We start from the raw sequence: 22,422 nt of genomic DNA on the forward strand, positions 1-22,422 counted from the left end.
GCCATCTTATCGGTGGCGGGCTTTTTTCATTTTATAAACCTGTATTTTTTAAATACTGAACTGAGGGACAACAATGCAACGTTATCCTATGACTCCTGAAGGCAAGGTAGCCTTAGAGAAAGAATTGCAACAGCTCAAATCTGTTGATCGTCCACGTATTATTGCAGCAATTGCAGAAGCACGTGAACATGGGGATTTAAAAGAAAACGCAGAATACCATGCAGCGCGCGAGCAACAAGGTTTTTGTGAAGGTCGTATTCAAGACATCGAAGGTAAACTTGGTGCTTGCCAAGTTATTGATGTTAAGGAACTTGAGCAAACTGGTCGTGTGGTTTTTGGTGTGACGGTAACCATTGAGAATTTGGATACTGAAGAAAAGAAAACCTATAAGATTGTAGGTGATGATGAAGCTGACTTTAAGATCAATAAGATCTCAGTGAACTCGCCTATTGCGCGTGGTCTTCTTGGCAAGAATGAAGGTGACGAAGCTAAAATCACTACACCACAAGGTGAAGTGGAATATGAAGTGGTGAGTGTTGAATATATTTAACACATACTAGGGCTGATGATTCAGCCCTTTTTATTGAGCTAAAAATATAAAATGAATAACAAAAAACTAATCGCTTTTATATTCAACCATCAGTTATTGACTAAGACAAAACGACTCAAAATATTTTTGTCAAAGCCTAAGACACAAAAATACAATTTCAATAATTAATATTCTCAATAAAATCAAAAAAATGTAGAAATAAATTATTCAATTATAAAAAGCTTGCAATGCCACACATTACATTTAAAGTCTAAATAGCTTTGTTTAGGCAAAGGGTACATCCTGTACCCCTGCATTCCCAAACATCAAGGGCAACATCCATGTCGCCCCACAGTAGGATAATCATCTAGAATTCAAAAATACAAAAACTTATTCATAGCCGAAAATTCTCAAGTTCATACAAAAACATAAGCTTCATTGATGATCAATGACAGGATGCAAATCATTTGTATATACAATTAGAAGGTTTAGCTATATAGATAAAAAGTTTAAAAACATTCACATCAGAACAATCCTGCATTCACATAGAAATTAACACTGATCACGTATCTATTTAATAAATATCAAACATCATCCATACATTTCTCAAATCTTGCTCCAAGCAAAATATGATGCATCCGCCATACGAACTCAAAGAAAACTAGCATTTATCACCAACCGCTCTAAGTAAATTGCCATTGTTAAATATTTTCGATGCATTACATTGAGGAAAAATTAAAATTCATTGAGAACGAGAATGAAAGCAGGACGAGCAAGTAAAACTGCTGAAGCAGCGGCAGCAATTAGAGCCAATCATCATTTAAATGCCAACGATCCAGTATTCTCTGACCCTTATGCATTTGAAATGACCAATTCACAATGGCGTTTACTTTTAAATAATGCTCTTCTACGTAAAGCGTTAAACTCCAATTTAATGAATCAAACTTTTGGTAAATTGACAGGCCAAGTGGTTGGACGTTCTCGCTATACAGAAGATCTTTTAAAACAAGCGATTGAACATGATCATATTCAACAATATGTATTGGTTGGCGCTGGTCTAGACTCTTTTGTATTACGCTTGGCCCAGCAATACCCCCAACTCAAAATATTTGAAATTGATCATCCTGATACACAAAGAACCAAATTAGAAAAATTAAAAAAGCTTAGTAATACAGGTGAGCTCCCAAGCAATGTGGAATTTGTTGGCATTGATTTTGAAAAAGAAAAACTGTCTGATGCTTTGGCGCGTAGTGGATTTCAAAACACCCAAGCCGCATTTTTTTCATGGCTGGGCACAACCCATTATTTAACTCCACAAGCAACCCTAGCAACCTTACACAACATTGCATCCTTTACTGGCAAAAATAGCCAAGTTGTGATGGATTATTCGATTGATTATAAAGTCTTACAAGGTATTGAGCGTTTGGGTAGCTTCGCAGTGTCACAGTTTACCCGTTTCTTAAAAGAGCCTTTGATTGGTGCGTTTGCTTCGCAAGCATTGCATCATGCAGTTGAAATGATGGGTTATCAGGTGGTTGAAGATTTATCAGGTAAAGACATTACCCATCGTTACTTTAACCATCGTGCTGATCATATTCGTCATACCCATGCCACGCATTTGATCCATTTAAAAATAGGTTAATACTTGAATACCAGCCAAGGAATAGCTGAAGAATTGATGTTTAAACCCAATACACTGAATATTTTTTAATTGCTGATCAAGATCTAAGTTCAATCTAAGGTTACAATGCGCGCTCTAGCCCTTGCACTTAAGCTTTTGTACTCCCATGACTGACGCTATTCACTCCCCCGTAAAACACTGGTGCGAATTTGAGTTTATTTCTAAAACTGTGAAAAATCCCAATATTCATATTAAAGGAAATTATTCTTATTATTCGGCATATTGGGATCAGGGATTTGAACGTTGCGTGGTGCGTTATTTGCATGATAAGCCGTCAACTGTAGAGAAACCAATTGACCAATTATATATTGGTAACTTTGTTTGTTTTGGGGCTGAATGTGTGGTCATGATGGGTGGCAATCAATTACATCGCTCTGACTGGATCTCTACATTTCCTTTTGATACCCGTAGCTTTTTACCCGCTGGGGATACAGTGATTGGCGATGGTTGTTGGATTGGCAGTCGTGCCATGATTATGCAAGGGGTAACGCTAGGTGAAGGTGCCATCGTTGCTACAGGTGCAGTCGTCACTCAAGACGTGCCAGCGTATGCAATTGTCGGTGGTGTACCGGCAAAACTCATTAAATATCGGTTTTCTCAGGATCAGATTGAAAAATTACAGTCAGTTAAATTGTATGATTTAGATGAGAAGCAGGTTTTAAAAATTCGTGAACAATTACAAAGCGATGATATCAATCAATTGATTGATTTTTTAAAAGCAGCAGAATAATACCCTCGGTATAGGTTAATAATCACACAAAAAGCAAAAAGGGCTAAATATCAATTTAGCCCTTTTGCAAAGATTAAAATCTTTTGCTACACATCAGAATTTAACACAACATTTTGCTGTGCATTTTTTAACTTTCGTTGTTTCAGATAATAAGCAAGCATCAAACAAAGAATCCATGCTGGAATCATCATTACCGCAATACGCATATTCTCGGTGAATGACATTACCACCAGAATACCCAACATAAAGATAATGCAAAGATAATTACTGAATGGATAAGCAATACTTGGAAACTTGGTGGTCTGCCCTTGTGTTTGCATGGCTTTACGGAACTTTAAATGCGTCCATGAAATAACCACCCAGTTAATCACAATTGCAGCAACCACTAACATCATCAATAAACCAAATGCTTTTTCTGGAAATGCATAATTGAGTAGTACACATAAAACCGTAACAAAAGCTGAAACATAAACCGCATTGGTTGGAATACCACGCTTATTAATATGCTTAAGGAACTTCGGTGCATTACCCTGTTGTGCTAAACCAAGTAACATTCGACTACTACAATAACTGGTCCCGTTATACACCGAAACAGCTGCGGTAAGAATGACAAAATTCAGTAAGGTCGCAACACCATGACTATCCAGTGAAGCAAATACCATTACAAATGGGCTACCACCTTCTGCCATTTGGTTCCATGGAAAAAGTGCAAATAAGATAAACAGTGTTGCAATATAGAAAATCAAAATACGATAAATAATTTGATTGACTGCTTTAGGCAGAGTTTTATCAGGATCACGCGCTTCTGCTGCAGTAATACCAAATAGCTCAATCCCACCAAAGGCAAAAATAATCACAGCCATTGCCATGACTAAACCTTCCACACCAAATGGGAAAAACCCACCCAATGCCCAAAGGTTACTAATGCTTGCCTGTGGCCCTGCTGTACCTGTTGCAAGTAGATAGGAACCAAAGCCGATCATGGCTAGAATTGCCAAAATTTTGACGATAGAGAACCAAAATTCCATTTCACCAAAAAATTTTACATGCAATAAGTTGATACCGTTGATTAAAACAAAAAACACCAATGCTGAAATCCAAGTTGGGATTTCAGGCCACCAATATTGAATATAAAGACCAATTGCGCTCAGCTCTGCCATACAGACCAAAACATTGAGTACCCAATAATTCCAGCCAGACATAAAACCTGCAAATGAGCCCCAGTATTTGTATGCAAAGTGACTAAATGAACCACTGACTGGTTCTTGCACCACCATTTCACCTAACTGTCGCATCATTAAAAACGCAATAAATCCAGCAATCGCATAACCGAGTATGACTGAAGGACCTGCAAGCTTAATCGATTGCGAGATACCCAGAAACAATCCTGTACCAATTGCACCACCTAGCGCGATAAGCTGGATGTGCCGATTGCTTAAACCATGTTTCAGGTTTCCTTGCTCATGTTTTGACATATGATTATTCTCATCCCTGTCTCGTAATTTTTGTATTCAAAATTACGTATATCATAAGTTAATCAAAAATGCCTATATCTAATCGAAAAATAATTGATTTACTTTTCTCATAACCGCGCATATAAGCAGAAAATTCAACAAATAACAATTATTATGAATTATGTAATTAAATTATGTATTGCGTAATTAAATATTTTCAGTATGATAGAAATCATAAGACACTGACAGCTTGCTTGAGTCATTTGAATAAGGCATTTAAATAAATCTATATTCATTTGTTTTTCAAATACTTAAGAAAAATATCAAAGATTTTGATCTTCTCTAACAAAATTAAAGACAAGGAAAGCAAATCATGAGCTCACATTTAACTTGTTTTCTTGAAATTGACTCACAATCAGATTTCACCATACATAATTTGCCCTACGGTATTTTTAGTGAAACACCCCAAGGCACAAAACGAGTGGGTGTTGCCATTGGAGATTGGGTCATAGACCTTGCCCACTTAGAGGCACATGGACTATTAGCGATCAATGGACATCAAGATTGTTTTAATCAAGCGACACTGAATAAATTTATAGAAACGGGTAAACACAACTGGCAAAAGGTTCGTACTACATTACAAAGTCTACTCTCTGCTGAAAATCCAACACTTCGTGATGATGTGGTTTTACGCCAAAACGCATTATTTAAGCAAAATACAGTCACTTTGCACTTACCTATTCAAGTCTCTGGCTATACAGATTTCTACTCGTCCAAAGAACATGCCACCAATGTCGGAACCATGTTTAGAGATCCTAAGAATGCATTGCTTCCAAACTGGAGCGAACTTCCTGTGGGATATAATGGTCGTGCCAGCTCTGTGATTGTCAGTGGCAAAGATATTGTTCGACCTTCTGGGCAAATCAAATTACCTGATCAAGAACGCCCTGTTTTCTCTGCAACACGTAAACTCGATTTTGAATTAGAAACTGCCTTTATCGTTGGCAAAGCGACTGAATTGGGTGAGCCTATCGTGATTGCAGATGCTTGGGATCATATTTTTGGTATGGTTTTGCTCAATGACTGGTCGGCACGTGATATTCAACAATGGGAATACGTACCATTAGGCCCGTTTAACGCCAAGACTTTTGCAAGTGCAATTTCACCTTGGGTGGTGACCATGCAAGCACTGGAACCGTTTAAAGTCAAAGGTCCAGAACAACAACCTAAACCACTTTGCTATTTAGAAGAAAATATTGCCAACAGCTATGATATTCACCTCAGTATTGAAGTTCAAAGCCCTCTATCAACACAAGCTGATGTGATTTGCCAAACCAACTTTAAATATATGTATTGGTCTATGGCACAGCAACTCACCCACCACACAGTTGCAGGTTGTAATGTCCAAGTCGGTGACTTGATGGGTTCAGGCACAATTTCAGGTCCTACAGAAGATGCTTATGGTAGCTTACTTGAACTGACATGGAATACCACCAAACCGCTAACTCTCTCGAATGGAGAAAAACGTGGTTTCTTGCAAGATGGTGACCGTGTCGTGATGAAAGGCTACTGTGAAAAAGCAGGGATCCGTGTGGGCTTTGGTGAGGTTGCCAATCGCATTTTGCCAGCGCGCCAGTTTAGCTTCCATCAAACAGAAGACTTGAGCTATGAAACTGTATAGTTATTTTCGTAGCTCTGCGGCTTATCGGGTTCGGATTGCACTGAATCTCAAACAACTGAGTTATGAAATACAACCCGTGCATTTGGTCAAGAATGAGCAACTACTAGAGCTTTACCGAGCCGTTAATCCAAGCCAATGTGTTCCAACTTTAGTGGATGAAGATCAAAGCTTTTTACAGTCACTCAGTATCTTGGAATATCTTGAAGAACGTTATCCAGCAATTTCATTATTGCCTGAAAATATCGTCACGCGAAGTAAAGTACGTGCTTTTGCACAAGCGATCGCCTGCGATATTCATCCGTTAAATAATTTAAGAGTCTTAAAGTATTTACAAGATGATCTTGCTCTCAGTGACGAGCAAAAAAAACACTGGTACCAACACTGGATCGTAGAGGGTTTTAACAGCTTAGAAGCCCAACTACAAGATTCAAATGGGAAATTCTGTTTTGGTACACAACCGACATTTGCAGACTGTTGTTTGATTCCTCAAGTCTATAACGCCAAACGCTTTAAAATTAATTTAAGCACTTTTGCAAAGATTGAGTCGATTAGTCAACACTGTTTAACCCTTCCAGCCTTCTTCAATGCTGCTCCAGAACAACAACCTGATTGGGAATAAAGATAAAGGAGTTTTATCATGAGCTTTGCGATTAAAAAAATTCACCATGTGGCTTATCGTTGTAAAGATGCCAAAGAAACCGTGGAATGGTATAAAAAAATGCTCAATATGGATTTTATTTTGGCCTTTGCTGAAGACCATGTGCCTTCGACCAAAGCCTTTGATCCGTATATGCATTTGTTCTTAGATGCTGGGCAAGGAAATGTATTGGCATTTTTTGAGCTGCCTACTCAACCAGATATGGGGCGTGACGAAAATACCCCTCAATGGGTTCAACACATCGCATTTGAAGTTGAAGACCTGAATACTCTACTGATTGCAAAAGAGCATCTCGAAGCACATGGCGTTAAAGTTCTTGGCATCACCAACCATGGCATTTTCCACTCGATTTATTTCTTTGATCCCAATGGTCATCGTTTAGAACTAACCTATAACGATGTGCATGCAGATGCAAAAATTGCACGAATTACCGAAGAAATGAAATTAGAAATGCTGGATGAGTGGAGTCGTACCAAACGCGCACCTCAGCATACTCATTTTTTGCATGAAGACGAGTTGGGAGCATAATCATACTCAATTGAATATGTCTAGGTGCCAAAGCCGACTTGGTATTTACTAAGTTTATTAATCGAATAATTCATGATTTGGTATCCTATATCTAGTTGAACATCATAATAAGCAGCTTTAATGGTACACAATGCTCGTTTTGCTGAAGCTTATATAAGCTTCAACTAACAACAGCAATCAGTATTTAAAATATTGCTGTTGGACAATGCTAGAACTCATCGGTATTGAAGCGTTGTAACTCCAATACCGATTTTTATCGGCTGAACTTTAATGGTCTAGATCTTTTGATGATGTACTGTTGTTTAACAAATAATATGTAACACCTCGAAAAACAATTGTATGCTTATAGCATTCGCCTATTTAAATCATTTAAAAAGATGATTTCTATTTTGTACAATGCTCAGGCACTATGTGTTAAATATGTAAATCAAATATCGACAGCAAATGAACACTGCTAAATCGTATGCAGATTAAGGGTTATTCAATGATTGAAGAAAAGTTGTCTGGTGGGGTTCAATCACTTGAGGTGGGCTTAGCCGTTCTCAATGCCCTTTTGGAGCATAACAAGCCGATTATTTTAAAAGAGCTGTCCAGTAAACTTGATATGCATCCAGCTAAGGTACATCGTTACCTTGTTAGTCTGATTCGCATGAATTATGCAAAACAACTTGAAAATGGTCAGTATGCGCTAGGGGATCAAGCTTGGCGATTGGGCTTAAACTGTATACAGCACACAGATGTTTTACAACTTGTTCAGCATCTTATTTATGAACTACAAAGTAAAATTGGTTGTGGTATTCAAATCAGCAAATGGTCACCTAAAGGCCCTTTAGTTGTACAGTCGATTGAATCAAATCATCCAATTTCCATTGTGACCAAAGTAGGTTCGATCATGCCCTTAGTCAATTCGGCTGCTGGGCGGGTTTTTGCCTCATATTTGCCTGAAGCAGTAATTAAACCATTAATGCACTCAGAATGGGAAAAAGTAGCACTCAATCATATTCAAATTAAACCAAACAATTGGGATGAATTTCTTGTTTTAAAAGAAAATACTTTACAACAAGGTATGGCGATTGCTCAAGGAGACTTACTTGTTGGCATCAATGCTGTGGGTTTACCTATTTTCAATGCGCATCTTGCAATGGAGTTTTGCATTGTTGCATTAGACAGTGAAATGTTTTTACCAGTCAACGCGGGCAGTGAAAAACTTGAACTATTTAAACGTGAAGTTGCTACGATAAATCAATACATACAAACACGTTAAGTTTTTAGCGAAAGATCGTGAAAAGCCAAGAATTTAATTCTTGGCTTTTCACTTTCAATACGATTTTGTTATTTGGCTTCTAACACACCACGGCGGATTTGGTCACGTTCGATTGATTCAAACAATGCCTTGAAGTTGCCTTCACCGAAACCATCGTCATCTTTACGCTGGATAAACTCAAAGAACACAGGACCAAGCATATTTTCAGAAAAAATTTGTAATAATAGTTTCTTCTGACCTTCTTTGGTATTGCCATCTAACAGAATACCACGCTTTTGCAGTTCTTCTGTCGGTTCACCATGATCAGGTAAACGATCTTTTAACATTTCATAATAAGTTTCAGGAGGCGCCGTCATAAATTTCAGCCCTAAACCTTTTAACTTATCCCATGTGGAAATTAAGTCATCGGTAATAAAAGCAATATGTTGAATGCCTTCACCATTAAAGTCAGCCAAAAACTCGGCGATTTGCCCATTGCCTTTGTCTGAGTCTTCATTCAAAGGAATACGAATCATCCCATCAGGTGCAGTCAGCGCCTTAGAGGTTAAACCCGTGTATTCACCTTTAATATCAAAGTAACGAATTTCTTGGAAGTTAAAGATTTTTTCATAGAAATTTGCCCAATAATCCATACGCCCTTTATAGACATTATGGGTTAAATGATCAATTTCATTTAAACCAGCACCACGTGGGTTGCGATTTTCGTCATCAAAGAATACAAAATCATTTTCATAAATATCACGATCGACCAAGAAAATTGGCATACCGCCTATGCCTTTAATCGCGGGGATATTTAATTCCATTGGTCCTGCTTGCGAATACATTGGCTCTGCGCCAAGTTCAATTGCATTTTTAAAAGCTTTGGCTGCATCACGTGTTCTAAACCCCATTGCACATGCTGATGGGCCATGTTCTTTAAAGAAGAATGATGCATAAGATTCAGGTTGATAATTCAAAATAATATTGATATTACCCTGACGCCATAAATAAACTTTTTTTGATTTATGCTTTGCGACTTTAGCAAAACCAATTGCTTCAAAGATTTGATCTAATCCATTTTCCGTCGAAACAAACTCAATAAAAGCAAAGCCACATAGTTCTAATGGGTTATCTAAAATATCCATCTAGTTTCCCTTATTTGAATAAATTCATCCGTTTTTTAATGCCGAGAAAAGATCACAGGTATTTAGGTCAATCGACAAAATATTCTGATTTGAACTCTTCCTTTCCATAATTTAGTCCACGTAAAGCTCTAAGTTTAAGCTGCATTTACAGTGACGTTTAACACTAAATTTATCCTACAAGAAAGCTTTGATTTATGCAATACATAATCAAATTATGTTATATGTAATTTTATTTCTTATTTTAATAAAGTCGAGCATACTATTTTTGTGCAAAATGTGCTTGAACTGACCTGTTTAAGTATCCATTTTAACCTGTGGAATTGCTTTGATTTGATCCGCAATTGCCTGTTTTTTGGAAAAAGAATAATCCAGAGCACATCATTCATTTTAATGTCTTGATCGTTTGAATCTTAAGGATAAACATCATTTATCGTACTTTAAATTTAGCTTATCTTTCATTAAAAAACGTGAACACCTTTAAAAAAATCTGCTGACTACCCCGCCTATCTTTGCAAATCCTGCTCAACTTTAACTGGGCTGGTAAAATCATTTTGCATACAGACTCGCAAAGCTATTCCAATCGCAGCAATCACAATAATGCGGCTTCCAGTATCATCTTTCAATTATGTTAAAGCCTATACAATTTCAAGGCAGATTTGCGCTGTAAAACTATTAAAGCGTTCAGGCTGATTTAAGCTCAAATATCCAGCTTCGTTTTTTCTTCGACGATAATTGTTTGATATTCCATTGTCTTTTCCTTTTAATCCATGATTTAAATTGTAATGTTCTATTCTGTTCAGTATTTATATTTAAAATATTTTAAAGGAAGAAATGGATTTACAATTTGCCAATTGTTTCATTCAGCCTCTATATTTTCTCAATTGTGTATGTCTTTTATTTAAACCATTTAAAGCTTTACTTTGATCGTGCTAGATTGCATCTCGATCTTTATTTTATTGATTGATTTATCTTTTATTTAGTTGCATTTAAAAGCAACAAAACGATGTAACTTGATGCCAATGCTTTTAATTAAATTTATGATATTTATATGAATTATCCATACACATTTACTCGGTTTTATTCATCTCATATTCACGTTATGATGGTTCTATAAACTTAGAATTGTAATAAATAATCATCTCAGCTTTTCGGTAAAATAAGGAAAATAGACATGGCTTATCAAAATATCCTCGTTCCAGTTGATGGTTCAGAAACTTCATTATCTGTTGTGAAACATGCAGTTGAGTTTGCAAAAGCATTTAACAGTAAAATCACGGTTGTGCAAGTGATGACTTTAGACCCTTATATTGCATCAGAATATTTGGCAAATGGTCAAAGCAATATGCTGATTGAACGGGCTCGTGAATTTATTCAAGCAAATATCAATGTAGCTAAAGATCAATTTGCTGCAGAAGGCGTTCAAGTTGAAACACGGTTACTCGAAGGCGAAAACATTGCGCATACTTTAAATCAAGCTGTACATGATTTAAAAGTTGATTTGGTCATTCTCAGCTCACATGGTCGTACGGGGCTAAAAAAAATTATTATGGGCAGTGTGGCGCAAAGTTTATTAACTGAATTGCAAATCCCAGTCTTAGTGATTAAATAATTTTTGTCATTCCTTTTATGATTCCTCACTACATCTGAAAGTGAGGAATTATGGTATCCATTGATATTTGTTTAAATTTATTTTGCCATCAATAACAACCACATCTTCTGCCAACAGCTTTATCGTCTGAATACACATACCTTTTTCGTCCAGTTTTTTTAAGCTGATTCGACCTTGTGAATTGACCACTCGATACCAAGGGATATTATGATCTTCAGGTAATTGTCCTAAGACACGCCCAACCAATCGTGCATGTTTAGGTAAGCCTGCAAATTTAGCCACTTGACCATAACTGGCTACTTTGCCTTTGGGGATTTGAATGATGACACTTAAGATCATCTGAGCGAGCTCATGATTTGACATTTTTCAGATCAATCAAGTAATAAAAAATAGTATTCATAATCGTCTTGGCAAATAACATTAAATTGACTTTGAAAATAAGCTTTAAACATTTTAGGCAAATGTAATTTGACTGTACATAAACTAATCTTAAATCGTACATCAAATACAACAACAAGAGTATTCAAAGATGAAAGGAATCTTCAACAAACTGATTTTATCAACGGCATTGGCAATGGGTTCTGTGGTAACAGTTGGTTTATCAACTACAAGCTATGCTGCTCCAGCAATTGACATCCAAAGTGTGCTGCAACAAGAACGAGCGTGGGCTGGCATGGAAACCAAACGTGTAAAAGTAGGTGATATTGACTGGGCATATAGTGAAGGTGGGCCAGCAGGTAAACCGACGATCATGTTAGTTCATGGACTCGCAGGAAGTCGTGACAACTGGAATCGTGTTGCACGCTATTTAACCCCTTATTACCATGTAATAATTCCTGATCTTCCAGGTCAAGGTGACAGTAAGGTACCAAATGATTTTGATTATTCATTGCCTAATCTAACTGAAAAATTACGTCGTTTTGCCGAAGCGATTAAAGTAGACAATGGCTTAAACGTCGCAGGTCACTCTATGGGGGGATCTATTTCATTACTTTACGCAGCACAATACCCTGTCGATACTAAATCATTATTTTTGATTGATAGTGCGGGTGTGTTTAAATCAGCCAATACGCCTTATTTAAAAGATCCAACAACTTTACGCAACATGATTGTCAGTAAACCAGGCGACTTTGATCGTTTAATGAAAATCGCAACCAGCATGCCTCCTTTTATTCCTAAAGAATTAAAAGATGCCCAAGAAAAATTGATGATCAGCCAATCTGCAAACACAACCAAATTGGTTGAACAACTGATTGTCATGTCTAAATTATTTACCCCAGATTCATTTGCAATTGCAGCACGCTCTATTGACCAACCCGTATTGATTGCATGGGGAGACAAAGACCAAATTATCAATGTTGAAGCTGCGGCTGAACTCAAAGGCTTATTGAAAAATGCACAAGAGCCGATAATTCTCAAAGGAGTCGGGCATTTACCGATTTTAGAACAAGAGCAACTTTTGGTGAAACCTTACCTCGATTTCTTAGCCAAAAACGCAAAATAACAGCTCTAATAAAAAAGCCAGTATTGTTACTGGCTTTTTTATGGCGCTAAACCTTTAAAAATATTTAATTTTTAGTCGCTCAGTTTTATATCTTAACTATTCATTTAGCTTAATGCGCTATGTTTAAAAGTTACCAGGATGTTCCAATCGCTTCATTTCCTGGGCTTTTTCAGGATGATGTACCGATGCCACACCATCTGCAGCTTTCTTGTCAACAAGCGCTTCAGGATTATAAATGGTAATGGTTTCATGTCCTTCGTTATCTTCCCCCACAATATATTTGATACCTTTACGATTCATTTTATTGCACATGCGCTGATACCAACCTTTAAAACCTTGTGTTTCTTCATTTGGGTTGTAATAAAATGCATTCATGACTGCTGGTAAACCCAGCCCACAGACCACACCTGAAAGTAATACACTAATGAAGGTATAACCAATTAAAATACTACTGTAATCACGTAGCTCAGGGACGTTTGCCACAGCAAGGATCAATGCAAGGGAAATTCCTCAACGAACCCCTCCCCACGAAAGAATAGCTAGACTACCGTTATAACTCTTTTTGCGAAATGATGGGAAAAATGCAAAAGCTAAGAAATTTGCAGCAAAACGAGAAAGATGCAATGCAAAGAATGCAAAAATACCGCCAAGAATCAGACTTGTGCTTAAGTCTAAAATAAAGATTTCTAGACCAATCAGTGTGAAGAGAAAAGAATTAATAATCCCTTCTACCGTATGCCAAAAATGATTAACCTCTCGAATCTCACGATCCTGTAAAATTTCTTTCCACTTATTACCTACGATTAAGCCCCCAATTACACAAGCAATTGGTGCCGATGCATGAGCAAATAATGCAACAAGATAAGAGCCACATGCCAATAACGCAGTTGTGAGAATCAATGATTCCATCTCATGCTTGCCACGTAATAAACGCAAGATTCCTAAACCAAAAGCCCAACCAATGATGACCGCAACCACAATTTCATATAAGAATGTTTGTAATGTTGCAACTAAACTAAAATGCTCACCTTCAAGGACATTTAATAAAGTCATGAAGACCGCGATACACATCGCATCATTAAATAAGGATTCACCTTCCAATTTAACAATGAGATGATGTGGCGCTCGTACTGAACTGAGAACACCTTTGATCCCAATCGGATCTGTTGCACCTAATGCTGAACCCAGTAATAATAAAACTAAAATTGGGACTGGATTACCAATCAAAAACTGAAAGCCAAAGACCAATCCTGCAAAAAATACAGCACAGAGCAGTAAGGCAATCGTTGCCAATATACTAATCGGCTTCCAATAAACTTTTAAATCTGAAACTTTAAATTTAAGCGCTGAAGATGTCAGAATGAAACAAATAACGCCATTGACTAAAAAATCATAAAAATCGACATGCCTTACAGCTTCTTCGATATTATGGATATTAATAGAGATAAATTGATTGCCATTAAGTAAACTGGCGCCCCATTGCAAAATAAAGACAAAAATTGCAGAGACAATAGGAACACCGATGGCTTGAGGGAAACCTAATATTCGCTTATTAAAAATTGTAGTCGCGATAGAAAGCGCAAAAATGACTGTAAAGACCTGAAGAAAGAAATAGTTACCCATCAGAAACCTGTTTAGATTTTTAATTTAAATGCACATCAAACACTCAATCATTTTTTTATAAAATATAAAATAAGAGACCATTTAACAATCTGGATAATTGTACAAAAAAAACTGAAATATGATGATTACTGGTTATATTTTTTAACATAAAAAATGCTTGAAAAAATTGATTCAGAAAAAAAGAGAACATGATGTTCCCTTTTTTAACGCAATACTGAGTAGCTATCTATTTAAAAGTATCACATGCATTGATATCACCAGAATTCATACCAATATTAAACCATTGCATACGTTGCTGGCTGGTACCATGGGTAAAGCTGTCTGGAACAACATAACCCCGTGCTTTTTTCTGCAAGTAATCATCGCCAATTTTTTCAGCTGCATCCATCGCTTCTTCAATATCACCCTGTTCTAAGAACTGAGTCCGTTGTTGAGTACGATTGGCCCAGACCCCAGCTAAACAGTCTGCTTGTAATTCTAGACGAACTGATAGTTGATTGCCCTGAGTTTCACTGGCACGCTGGCGTGCTTGCTGAACCTGAGATGATATTCCCAATAAATTCTGTACATGGTGCCCCACTTCATGCGCGATCACATAGGCTTGAGCAAAATCACCTGCTTCATCTTTAGCTGAAAGCTCAGATTGATTTTTTTCACCAGAAATACCCATCTGCTGGCGCATATCTTTAAAGAACTGGGTATCGATATACACCTTTTGGTCTGCTGGGCAATAAAATGGCCCCATCGCAGATTCAGCCGTACCACAACCCGATTGTATCGCACCACTAAACATCACCAGCTTAGGTGAAACATACTGTACACCTTGTTGTTGGAAAATTGGCTTCCAGGTATCTTCGGTATCTGCCAAAACCGTTTTAACAAAAGATGAGGTTTCCTGCTGTTCAGGGGTTAAATTCGTCGGTGCAGAATTTTGACTTACACCAGCCGAAGTCACCTGTTTAGTCGCTTGATAGGCTTGCTGTGGGTCAACACCAAAGAATTTCCATGCAACAAAAGCGACGATTAAGCCTAGTATACTAATCCCACCCGCTTTTACGCCACCACCACCACGGCGATCTTCGACATTATCACTTTCTCTACGTCCTTTCCAACGCATAGATCGGTCCTTTTATTTTATATTGGCTATCATTTAGAATGTGCTTTGCATTTATGCAGTAGTTGATTTACCACGAACTTTTTGAATAAGTCCAACAACCAATACCACAGCTAAGCCGGCTACGATACCAATCAGCAAATTGATTAACGTTGGTGTTAATGCACCAATAACACTACCAACGGTTGGAATATGTTGAATATGATCAACGGCTTCTTCTGACCAATGATGCAAAGTTGAAACAGCATGGGTGATGATCCCCCCACCGACAAGGAACATTGCAATGGTTCCAACAATTGTTAAAGTCTTCATTAACTTTGGTGCAAATACCAGTAAACCACGGCCAATGCTTTGTTTAACATTTGATGTTTGTTGGGTTAAATACAAACCTAAATCATCAATCTTTACAATCATGGCGACAAAGCCATAGACACCGACGGTCATTAAAATTGCGATGACAGATAGCACCATCACTTTGGTACCAAATGTTGCAGCCGCAACAGTGCCTAAAGAAATCACCACAATTTCAGCAGAGAGAATAAAATCTGTACGTATTGCGCCTTTAATTTTATCTTTTTCAAATGTGGCTAAATCAGTTTCAATTTGTTCAAATTCCTCTTGCGCAGCTTCACCTGTTTTGGCTTTTTTATGCTGCAAACTATGTAGAACTTTTTCAACACCTTCATAGCAAAGAAACAGACCACCAATCATCAACAATGGGTTAATCAACCATGGTGCAACTACACTGATCAACAAAGCCAAAGGTACTAAAATTAATTTATTGATAAATGAGCCTTTCGCGACACCCCAAACCACAGGAAGTTCACGCTCTGCTCTTACACCACTCACTTGTTGTGCGTTCAGTGCTAAATCATCACCTAAAACACCTGCAGTTTTTTTAGCCGCCATTTTACTCATGACTGCAACATCATCGAGTACCGCTGCGATATCATCTAATAATATTAATAGACTACTTGCCATTTTTTATCCAAAATTTTAGTTATCCTGTCATTTTAAAGTGAAAATTCATTTTTCTATATAAAATTTTGTAGATTTTCACATTTATTGATAAAAATTGGTTCTACACCATTTTTCGCTGACATTAAAATAAATTATCTCGTACAATAGTGCCCATTCATAAAACACGACTGTCTATATAAAGACTTTGGAAGCGATAATGACGAATCAAGATAATCGTCCTGTGATTTTGACAGGCGACCGTCCTACTGGACAACTACATTTGGGACATTTTGTAGGTTCTTTGCGCTCACGAGTAGGCTTACAAGATTCTCATCATCAACACCTCCTTCTCGCAGATGCTCAAGCTTTAACAGATAATGCGGATAACTTTGAAAAAGTTCGTCGTAATATTCTTGAAGTAGCAACAGACTATTTAGCAGTCGGCATTGACCCAACAAAAACTACAATCTGTGTTCAATCTTGTTTACCCGCGTTGAATGAACTCACCATGTTGTATTTAAACTTTGTGACGGTTTCACGTTTAGAACGTAACCCAACCATCAAAGCTGAAATTCAATTACGTGGTTTTGAGCGTGACATTCCAGCTGGTTTTCTTTGCTACCCTGTTGCACAAGCTGCCGATATTACTGCATTTAAAGCCACTGTCGTGCCAGTTGGCGAAGACCAAATTCCAATGATCGAACAGACCAATGAAATTGTTCGGCGTTTAAACCGTCAAATTGGACAAGAGGTTTTACCAGAGTGTAAAGCGCTTTTATCTAACATGAGCCGTTTACCTGGCTTCGATGGTAAAGCAAAAATGTCGAAATCATTGGGCAATACCATTGTATTAGATGCAACCGATAAAGACATCAAAAAAGCAGTCAATGCAATGTATACCGACCCAAACCATCTGCGTATTGAAGATCCTGGTCAGGTTGAAGGAAATATTGTATTTACCTATTTAGATGCTTTTGATCCAAATAAAGAAGAAGTTGAAGAACTTAAAGCACATTATCGTCGTGGTGGTTTAGGTGACGGTACTGTGAAAAAACGTCTTGAAGGTGTGTTAAAAGAGTTGATTACACCAATTCGTGAACGTCGTATGGAACTTGCCAAAGATCCAGATTACATCATGGATATCTTAAAAACTGGTACGGAAAAATGCCGTATCATCACTCAAGATACTTTAGATGAAATTAAAAATGGTTTAGGCGTATTTCATTTCTAAAATGCCCTGATTGTCTAAGCAAAAAAAAGCCACTGAATTCAGTGGCTTTTTTTACAACATCTTTTATAACATCATAAATTAATTTTTATGACGCATATGTGGGAATAAGATCACATCACGGATACTTGCTGCATTGGCAAATAACATCACCAAACGATCGATACCAATACCTTCACCTGCTGTAGGAGGTAAACCGTATTCTAATGCTTCAATAAAGTCAGCATCGAAATGCATTGCTTCATCATCGCCCGCATCTTTTTCAGCAACTTGCGCTTGGAAGCGTTCAGCTTGGTCAATTGGATCATTTAATTCCGAGAAACCATTTGCCAACTCACGACCACCGATAAAGAATTCGAAACGGTCAGTGATATGCGGATTATCATCATTTCGGCGCGCTAACGGGGAAGTTTCCGCAGGATATTCTGTGATAAATGTCGGCTGACGTAATTGAGTTTCAACAGTTTCTTCAAATACGATCGTTTGTAATCGACCTAAACCAAAACCTGGTTTAACTTGCTCTTTTAACTCTTCACGAATAAATGTTGCCAAGAATTCACGATCCGAAACATTTTCAGCAGTGAAATTTGGGTTATGCTCAAGAATCGCATCAAACATCGAGATTTTCTTAAATGGGCCTTTGAAGCTATACACTTCTTCACCATAAGGAACATCCGTTGAGCCCAAGATGTCGATTGCTAATTTTTCTAGCATACCTTCAGTCAAAGCCATAAGATCTTTGTAATCAGCATAAGCTTGATAGAATTCAATCATCGTAAATTCAGGGTTATGACGCGTTGAAACACCTTCGTTACGGAAGTTACGGTTAATTTCAAATACACGCTCAAATCCACCAACAACCAAACGTTTTAAGTAAAGCTCAGGTGCAATACGCAAGAATAATGGCATATCTAATGCATTATGATGTGTTTCAAATGGACGCGCTGACGCACCACCTGGAATCACATGCATCATCGGAGTTTCAACTTCCATAAAACGTTCATTAATGAGATAGTTGCGAATACCAGACACAACTTTTGCACGAATTTCAAAAGTTTTACGTGTTTCTTCATTCACAATTAAGTCTAAATAACGTTTACGGTATTTTACTTCTGTGTCATTCAAACCATGAAACTTGTCTGGAAGTGGACGAAGAGATTTCGTCAATAATTCAAAATGTTCAATATGAACATATAAATCACCTTTGCCAGAACGACCGATATAACCTTGTACAGCAATAATATCACCAAGATCTAGACTTTTTACAGTTTCTAAAACTTCTGGTGCAAGCTCTTTGCGTGGCACATATAATTGAATACGGCCCGTCATGTCTTGAATCACGATAAATGAACCACGATTCAACATCACACGACCCGCTACAGATACGTGAACTTGCTCGCCTGCTTCGATTTGTTCTTTAGATTGATCTGCAAATTGTTCTTGTAGATCTTGCGCATAATGCTCACGTTTAAATGTGTTTGGCCATGCGCTAACACCTGTTTCCTTGGCGTGATCTTGAATTTGCTTTAACTTGGCATGACGCTGTGCAATTAAATCGTTTTCGGAAATGTGTTGTTCAGAAGTCGATTGAGCGTTATGTTGCGTCATCTCTGCCTCGATTATATTAAAAAACGGAAGTTGCATAGCATAGCAGATTTACAACATAATGCGTATGAATATAACTCTACGAACCATTTAAAAATTAAAAATCATGAGTAAATACTGGCAAAGATTCGCCCAAAGTATCATTCTTTTCAACGTTTTGTCATTTTCAACTGTAGTTGGAGCCGAGCAAATCATTGTTATGAGCAATACTCAAAAAGATCTTCTCATAAAAATTGAAAGTACCAATCTCAATAATCAAGATTATATTTGGCAATTAGAAATCACTCCAAATCGAACTAGTCTGCAAAGCCAAGTCAAATTAATGAATCCACACCTCACTCAAAAAGCACTCAATTTAAGGGCTTTAGAACTGGCAAAAAAACTCACTCTAGATCAATTACCACAGGTCACTAATGATTTTAAAAATAAAGCGCTTAATTTTGATGAGCAAAACATCGCAAAAACAAAATACTATTATGGAAAATACATTCTGTTTATTAAATTTCCCACCACCGTCCAATACGCCATAAAACCTAACTTCTCACAACTACAAAGCGCTTTAGAACCTTTTTGTACTCAAAGTAAGACGCCATCTCAGAATAAAATTAAATTTGATCAACAAGGTAATATCTTGCTCTCAGCAAAATTTTTAGTAGAGGCACAAGGGCAAATCCTTAATATCCGTTACCCCCCTTTAATTCACGAACATATGAAATCAATACTCCAACCATTACTAGAAAAAATTCGCTTCCAACCACGTAATGAAAATGGTGTGGCAAAATCATTTTCTATTGAACAACCACTGATCATTCAATGCCATTAAATAATGAGAAAAAACATCAGGGCTAAGCTACGCAGTAAGCGCAAAGTTTCTCAATGGTTTTGTTCAGCCAATGATTTGACTATGGCAAACCCTTGCTGGAAAGCACGATCCATCATGTCCTTATATTCCTCAGAGGTTTCTATTTCAGCAGATAATGTGGTTATTTCACCCTGTTCATTTAAGAAATATTTTTCTAAAGAGCCACTCCAACTTTGAACATCTGCACTTGTTGAATCTAAAACACCATTTTTCAAAACACCCAAATGTTTAAATACCACTTTTTTAAACTGCTCCAACTCTACAATGGTGGCGACCATACCATTGCCACTAGCATCCTGAAATAAGGTTTCCCCGCCAATTTTCCAGTCAGACTGCATCTGCGAAGTTTCCGAAAACGGTTGGGTCCATTTGGAATAAGTATGGGTATCCCACAGAATATTCCATACTGTTTGTGCATTCGCTTGAATGACAATGTCATAGCTTAAAGTCATCATTTCTTTCTCTTATTTTATTGATCCAATCTATAGCTTAGTACAATAAAAACCCAGAATGATTAATTTTTGTTAATAAAAATCCATCACCTAAAAAATTTAAACCTAAACATTCAATATGTTAAACAATAAATAACAAGCATGTTGATCTGTTACACAACACTCTTAGACCAAAATCTAAGTTTTTAAAAAAGTGCAGCTAAGTAGAATATTTGAATATAAAAATAGTTAAATGGAAAATTTTAAATCCATTGATAACTTTTTCTAGCTTTGTTCAATTTCTACCTTTGCTCAATAAAGAAAGACCATATGAAAACGATAACAATGAAGAGTATTCATTCTAAAATCTTATTTTTACATGGACTAGATTCTTCCAAAGAATCGACAAAATTCCATGCAATAAATGCTGAAAAAAAATACTGCATTGATGTGGATTACCGTAACCTTAACTACAAAACGGTTGAATGTTTCTATCAAGATATTATTGAAAAAATTAAACCCGATTTATTGGTAGGTCATAGTTTAGGGGGATATTGGGCATTAAAAATGTCACAACAACATCGAATTCCTGCAATCATTGCAAATCCAAGCTTAGATCCAGATTTCCGTGAGGATTATGTAGCGATTGATGAACATGATTTAGACCATGATATACCACAGATTGCTTATCTGGAGCTTGGTGATGAGGTTTTAGATATGTATAAAGTAGTTGAGCAACTAGAATCCTATATGCAGATTGAAGCTGTTGAAGGTGGACATCATCGTTTAGTCCAACCTGAAAACTTAAATCATTTAATTGAATATATGGAACAAACCTTTATTGCTTGAAAAAAATCAGCAAAGCACAAATTGGCGTACTTGGCATAAAAAAGCCTTGTATTTACAAGGCTTTTCCCACGACGAGACAGACAAACAAAATGATTTAAGTATTCAATGACAAAAATTGAGTTCGAAAACTTAACCTGTTATTGCCTTTAAGCAACCGCTTTTCCAACTGGCTTGGAATCCTCATCGAGCACTGACCAAACCTTTAAACCAAGATCTTGATGTAAATCAGGTAGGTCAAGAAAAATACTTGCACCCAATACCGTATGTTGGCATTTATGCATCAATTGATGGACTGCTTTTAAAGTACCGCCTGTAGCCAAGACATCATCTACAATAATCACTTTTTGTGCTGCGATATCCGCTGACATTTCCAAGCGATCTAAACCATATTCTAAGCTATAGCCCACACCAACCACTGGAGGTGGCAACTTACCTGCTTTACGAACCAACAATAAGCCTTTGCCGGTACGTTGTGCCAATAAGCTGGCTAAAACATAACCTCGTGCCTCAACTGCAACAAAACTATCCACTGCATCCAATTGCTCTACAGGAATACTCGCAATCAATGCATCGGTTAACTCCACAAGATTGTTCATAAACAATGGGGTTAAATCATAAAAACAAATACCTGGTTTTGGGAAGTTTTGGACAGTACGAATACTTGACCACAAAGCAGTAGACATGTTCATCATGGGGGAGATTTAAAAAAAGATAAATAATACGTGAATTTTAACGTTTATTAGCCAAAATTGACAGCAGCTCGCTACCTATTCAATATTATGTTCCGCTAAGCTGTTGAATTTATTAAGTCCATTTTCACACAAAATGATGGCTATAGAATGAGCTAATTTTAGCTTAATATTTTTGGCTAAAATATTCATCTAGACCTTTGTCTAAATTCAAATATTTTTAAACTTTTATATCAGCGCTCAACCCTTGTTATGACAGGATTGTAATTAAAATTGTCTGACAAAGTTGGCATAATAAA

20 protein-coding genes and 1 pseudogene are annotated in these 22,422 nt (G+C 37.0%); 12 read left to right on the forward strand and 9 right to left on the reverse strand.

The genetic code is table 11. The features are described from left to right. The first annotated feature begins 73 nt into the window (after nt 1–73). The 3 genes from greA (at nt 74) to AC4CUY_RS15075 (ending at nt 2,940) form a co-directional block, all read left to right on the forward strand. Nucleotides 74–550, forward strand: coding sequence for a transcription elongation factor GreA (gene greA / locus AC4CUY_RS15065; RefSeq protein ID WP_336951814.1), 477 nt, complete (start codon nt 74–76; stop codon nt 548–550). A 736-nt stretch (nt 551–1,286) separates the two neighbouring features. Further along, nucleotides 1,287–2,171: a class I SAM-dependent methyltransferase gene (locus AC4CUY_RS15070; protein ID WP_419327148.1), complete on the forward strand. Its 885-nt coding sequence runs from the start codon at nt 1,287–1,289 to the stop codon at nt 2,169–2,171. Nucleotides 2,172–2,316: 145 nt separating this feature from the next. Further along, nucleotides 2,317–2,940, forward strand: coding sequence for a CatB-related O-acetyltransferase (locus AC4CUY_RS15075; protein WP_419327147.1), 624 nt, complete (start codon nt 2,317–2,319; stop codon nt 2,938–2,940). A gap of 86 nt (nt 2,941–3,026) precedes the next feature. Here AC4CUY_RS15075 and AC4CUY_RS15080 read toward each other — a convergent pair whose 3' ends face one another. After that, the gene (locus tag AC4CUY_RS15080) at nt 3,027–4,415 is read right to left on the reverse strand and encodes an amino acid permease (RefSeq protein ID WP_004823234.1); all 1,389 of its coding nucleotides are present in this window, start codon (nt 4,413–4,415) and stop codon (nt 3,027–3,029) included. 352 nt (nt 4,416–4,767) lie between these two features. Between AC4CUY_RS15080 and fahA the strand changes: the two genes are divergently transcribed. The 4 genes from fahA (at nt 4,768) to AC4CUY_RS15100 (ending at nt 8,525) form a co-directional block, all read left to right on the forward strand. Further along, entirely contained in the window at nt 4,768–6,075 is a 1,308-nt protein-coding gene (gene fahA / locus AC4CUY_RS15085) for a fumarylacetoacetase (protein ID WP_419327146.1), read from the forward strand. Next, nucleotides 6,062–6,694, forward strand: coding sequence for a maleylacetoacetate isomerase (maiA, locus tag AC4CUY_RS15090; protein ID WP_419327145.1), 633 nt, complete (start codon nt 6,062–6,064; stop codon nt 6,692–6,694). The genes fahA and maiA overlap by 14 nt, the downstream gene beginning before the upstream one ends. Before the next feature lie 18 nt (nt 6,695–6,712). Continuing rightward, nucleotides 6,713–7,261, forward strand: coding sequence for a VOC family protein (locus AC4CUY_RS15095; RefSeq protein ID WP_336951819.1), 549 nt, complete (start codon nt 6,713–6,715; stop codon nt 7,259–7,261). 484 nt (nt 7,262–7,745) lie between these two features. Further along, nucleotides 7,746–8,525 (forward strand): IclR family transcriptional regulator, encoded by a 780-nt coding sequence (locus AC4CUY_RS15100; RefSeq protein WP_490774345.1) that lies wholly within the window; start codon nt 7,746–7,748, stop codon nt 8,523–8,525. Nucleotides 8,526–8,593: 68 nt separating this feature from the next. Here the strand turns inward: AC4CUY_RS15100 and hppD are convergent, their stop codons facing one another. Continuing rightward, nucleotides 8,594–9,649 (reverse strand): 4-hydroxyphenylpyruvate dioxygenase, encoded by a 1,056-nt coding sequence (gene hppD / locus AC4CUY_RS15105; protein ID WP_336951821.1) that lies wholly within the window; start codon nt 9,647–9,649, stop codon nt 8,594–8,596. A gap of 1,171 nt (nt 9,650–10,820) precedes the next feature. Between hppD and AC4CUY_RS15110 the strand changes: the two genes are divergently transcribed. Then, on the forward strand, nt 10,821–11,258 hold the full coding sequence (locus tag AC4CUY_RS15110) for a universal stress protein (RefSeq protein ID WP_336951823.1): 438 nt from the start codon (nt 10,821–10,823) through the stop codon (nt 11,256–11,258). Nucleotides 11,259–11,306: 48 nt separating this feature from the next. Here AC4CUY_RS15110 and AC4CUY_RS15115 read toward each other — a convergent pair whose 3' ends face one another. Further along, nucleotides 11,307–11,621 (reverse strand): MGMT family protein, encoded by a 315-nt coding sequence (locus AC4CUY_RS15115; protein WP_490774346.1) that lies wholly within the window; start codon nt 11,619–11,621, stop codon nt 11,307–11,309. A 166-nt stretch (nt 11,622–11,787) separates the two neighbouring features. On the opposite strand from AC4CUY_RS15115, the gene AC4CUY_RS15120 reads away from it, so the two are divergent. Beyond that, entirely contained in the window at nt 11,788–12,762 is a 975-nt protein-coding gene (locus AC4CUY_RS15120) for an alpha/beta fold hydrolase (RefSeq protein WP_419327143.1), read from the forward strand. 123 nt (nt 12,763–12,885) lie between these two features. Here AC4CUY_RS15120 and AC4CUY_RS15125 read toward each other — a convergent pair. The 3 genes and pseudogenes from AC4CUY_RS15125 to AC4CUY_RS15135 all read right to left on the reverse strand — a co-directional run bounded on the left by AC4CUY_RS15125 (nt 12,886) and on the right by AC4CUY_RS15135 (nt 16,480). Continuing rightward, a pseudogene (locus AC4CUY_RS15125) lies at nt 12,886–14,385 on the reverse strand (cation:proton antiporter). Nucleotides 14,386–14,611: 226 nt separating this feature from the next. After that, nucleotides 14,612–15,502 carry a KPN_02809 family neutral zinc metallopeptidase gene (gene ypfJ / locus AC4CUY_RS15130; RefSeq protein ID WP_336951828.1) on the reverse strand — a complete coding sequence of 297 codons (891 nt, stop codon included), beginning with the start codon at nt 15,500–15,502 and terminating at the stop codon, nt 14,612–14,614. Between the two features lie 51 nt (nt 15,503–15,553). Next, a complete protein-coding gene (locus AC4CUY_RS15135) occupies nt 15,554–16,480 on the reverse strand; it encodes a DUF808 domain-containing protein (protein WP_336951829.1) in 927 nt (308 codons plus the stop codon). 196 nt (nt 16,481–16,676) lie between these two features. Here AC4CUY_RS15135 and trpS point away from each other — a divergent pair, with 196 nt between their 5' ends. Further along, complete coding sequence (gene trpS / locus AC4CUY_RS15140; protein ID WP_004717376.1) at nt 16,677–17,690, forward strand: tryptophan--tRNA ligase; 1,014 nt, start codon at nt 16,677–16,679, stop codon at nt 17,688–17,690. Between the two features lie 78 nt (nt 17,691–17,768). Here the strand turns inward: trpS and lysS are convergent, their stop codons facing one another. Continuing rightward, nucleotides 17,769–19,295 carry a lysine--tRNA ligase gene (gene lysS / locus AC4CUY_RS15145; protein ID WP_336951831.1) on the reverse strand — a complete coding sequence of 509 codons (1,527 nt, stop codon included), beginning with the start codon at nt 19,293–19,295 and terminating at the stop codon, nt 17,769–17,771. 103 nt (nt 19,296–19,398) lie between these two features. Between lysS and AC4CUY_RS15150 the strand changes: the two genes are divergently transcribed. Beyond that, on the forward strand, nt 19,399–20,115 hold the full coding sequence (locus AC4CUY_RS15150; RefSeq protein ID WP_490774347.1) for a hypothetical protein: 717 nt from the start codon (nt 19,399–19,401) through the stop codon (nt 20,113–20,115). Between the two features lie 50 nt (nt 20,116–20,165). Here AC4CUY_RS15150 and AC4CUY_RS15155 read toward each other — a convergent pair whose 3' ends face one another. Then, the gene (locus AC4CUY_RS15155; RefSeq protein WP_490774348.1) at nt 20,166–20,609 is read right to left on the reverse strand and encodes an SRPBCC family protein; all 444 of its coding nucleotides are present in this window, start codon (nt 20,607–20,609) and stop codon (nt 20,166–20,168) included. A gap of 321 nt (nt 20,610–20,930) precedes the next feature. Between AC4CUY_RS15155 and AC4CUY_RS15160 the strand changes: the two genes are divergently transcribed. Beyond that, a complete protein-coding gene (locus AC4CUY_RS15160) occupies nt 20,931–21,434 on the forward strand; it encodes a YqiA/YcfP family alpha/beta fold hydrolase (RefSeq protein WP_490774673.1) in 504 nt (167 codons plus the stop codon). Nucleotides 21,435–21,580: 146 nt separating this feature from the next. On the opposite strand, the gene AC4CUY_RS15165 is transcribed toward AC4CUY_RS15160, so the two are convergent. Beyond that, nucleotides 21,581–22,126: an adenine phosphoribosyltransferase gene (locus AC4CUY_RS15165; protein WP_490774349.1), complete on the reverse strand. Its 546-nt coding sequence runs from the start codon at nt 22,124–22,126 to the stop codon at nt 21,581–21,583. Nucleotides 22,127–22,422: the final 296 nt, after the last annotated feature.

It is taken from the genome of Acinetobacter sp. 778_lipA (genome assembly GCF_058242985.1).

Excerpts from the sequence above, each read along its gene's own strand:
- greA (WP_336951814.1), top strand. The coding sequence starts at position 74 with ATGCAACGTTATCCTATGACTCCTGAAGGCAAGGTAGCCTTAGAGAAA.
- AC4CUY_RS15070 (WP_419327148.1), top strand. The coding sequence starts at position 1,287 with ATGAAAGCAGGACGAGCAAGTAAAACTGCTGAAGCAGCGGCAGCAATT.
- AC4CUY_RS15075 (WP_419327147.1), top strand. The coding sequence starts at position 2,317 with ATGACTGACGCTATTCACTCCCCCGTAAAACACTGGTGCGAATTTGAG.
- AC4CUY_RS15080 (WP_004823234.1), bottom strand. The coding sequence starts at position 4,415 with ATGTCAAAACATGAGCAAGGAAACCTGAAACATGGTTTAAGCAATCGG.
- fahA (WP_419327146.1), top strand. The coding sequence starts at position 4,768 with ATGAGCTCACATTTAACTTGTTTTCTTGAAATTGACTCACAATCAGAT.
- maiA (WP_419327145.1), top strand. The coding sequence starts at position 6,062 with ATGAAACTGTATAGTTATTTTCGTAGCTCTGCGGCTTATCGGGTTCGG.
- AC4CUY_RS15095 (WP_336951819.1), top strand. The coding sequence starts at position 6,713 with ATGAGCTTTGCGATTAAAAAAATTCACCATGTGGCTTATCGTTGTAAA.
- AC4CUY_RS15100 (WP_490774345.1), top strand. The coding sequence starts at position 7,746 with ATGATTGAAGAAAAGTTGTCTGGTGGGGTTCAATCACTTGAGGTGGGC.
- hppD (WP_336951821.1), bottom strand. The coding sequence starts at position 9,649 with ATGGATATTTTAGATAACCCATTAGAACTATGTGGCTTTGCTTTTATT.
- AC4CUY_RS15110 (WP_336951823.1), top strand. The coding sequence starts at position 10,821 with ATGGCTTATCAAAATATCCTCGTTCCAGTTGATGGTTCAGAAACTTCA.
- AC4CUY_RS15115 (WP_490774346.1), bottom strand. The coding sequence starts at position 11,621 with ATGTCAAATCATGAGCTCGCTCAGATGATCTTAAGTGTCATCATTCAA.
- AC4CUY_RS15120 (WP_419327143.1), top strand. The coding sequence starts at position 11,788 with ATGAAAGGAATCTTCAACAAACTGATTTTATCAACGGCATTGGCAATG.
- ypfJ (WP_336951828.1), bottom strand. The coding sequence starts at position 15,502 with ATGCGTTGGAAAGGACGTAGAGAAAGTGATAATGTCGAAGATCGCCGT.
- AC4CUY_RS15135 (WP_336951829.1), bottom strand. The coding sequence starts at position 16,480 with ATGGCAAGTAGTCTATTAATATTATTAGATGATATCGCAGCGGTACTC.
- trpS (WP_004717376.1), top strand. The coding sequence starts at position 16,677 with ATGACGAATCAAGATAATCGTCCTGTGATTTTGACAGGCGACCGTCCT.
- lysS (WP_336951831.1), bottom strand. The coding sequence starts at position 19,295 with ATGACGCAACATAACGCTCAATCGACTTCTGAACAACACATTTCCGAA.
- AC4CUY_RS15150 (WP_490774347.1), top strand. The coding sequence starts at position 19,399 with ATGAGTAAATACTGGCAAAGATTCGCCCAAAGTATCATTCTTTTCAAC.
- AC4CUY_RS15155 (WP_490774348.1), bottom strand. The coding sequence starts at position 20,609 with ATGATGACTTTAAGCTATGACATTGTCATTCAAGCGAATGCACAAACA.
- AC4CUY_RS15160 (WP_490774673.1), top strand. The coding sequence starts at position 20,931 with ATGAAGAGTATTCATTCTAAAATCTTATTTTTACATGGACTAGATTCT.
- AC4CUY_RS15165 (WP_490774349.1), bottom strand. The coding sequence starts at position 22,126 with ATGATGAACATGTCTACTGCTTTGTGGTCAAGTATTCGTACTGTCCAA.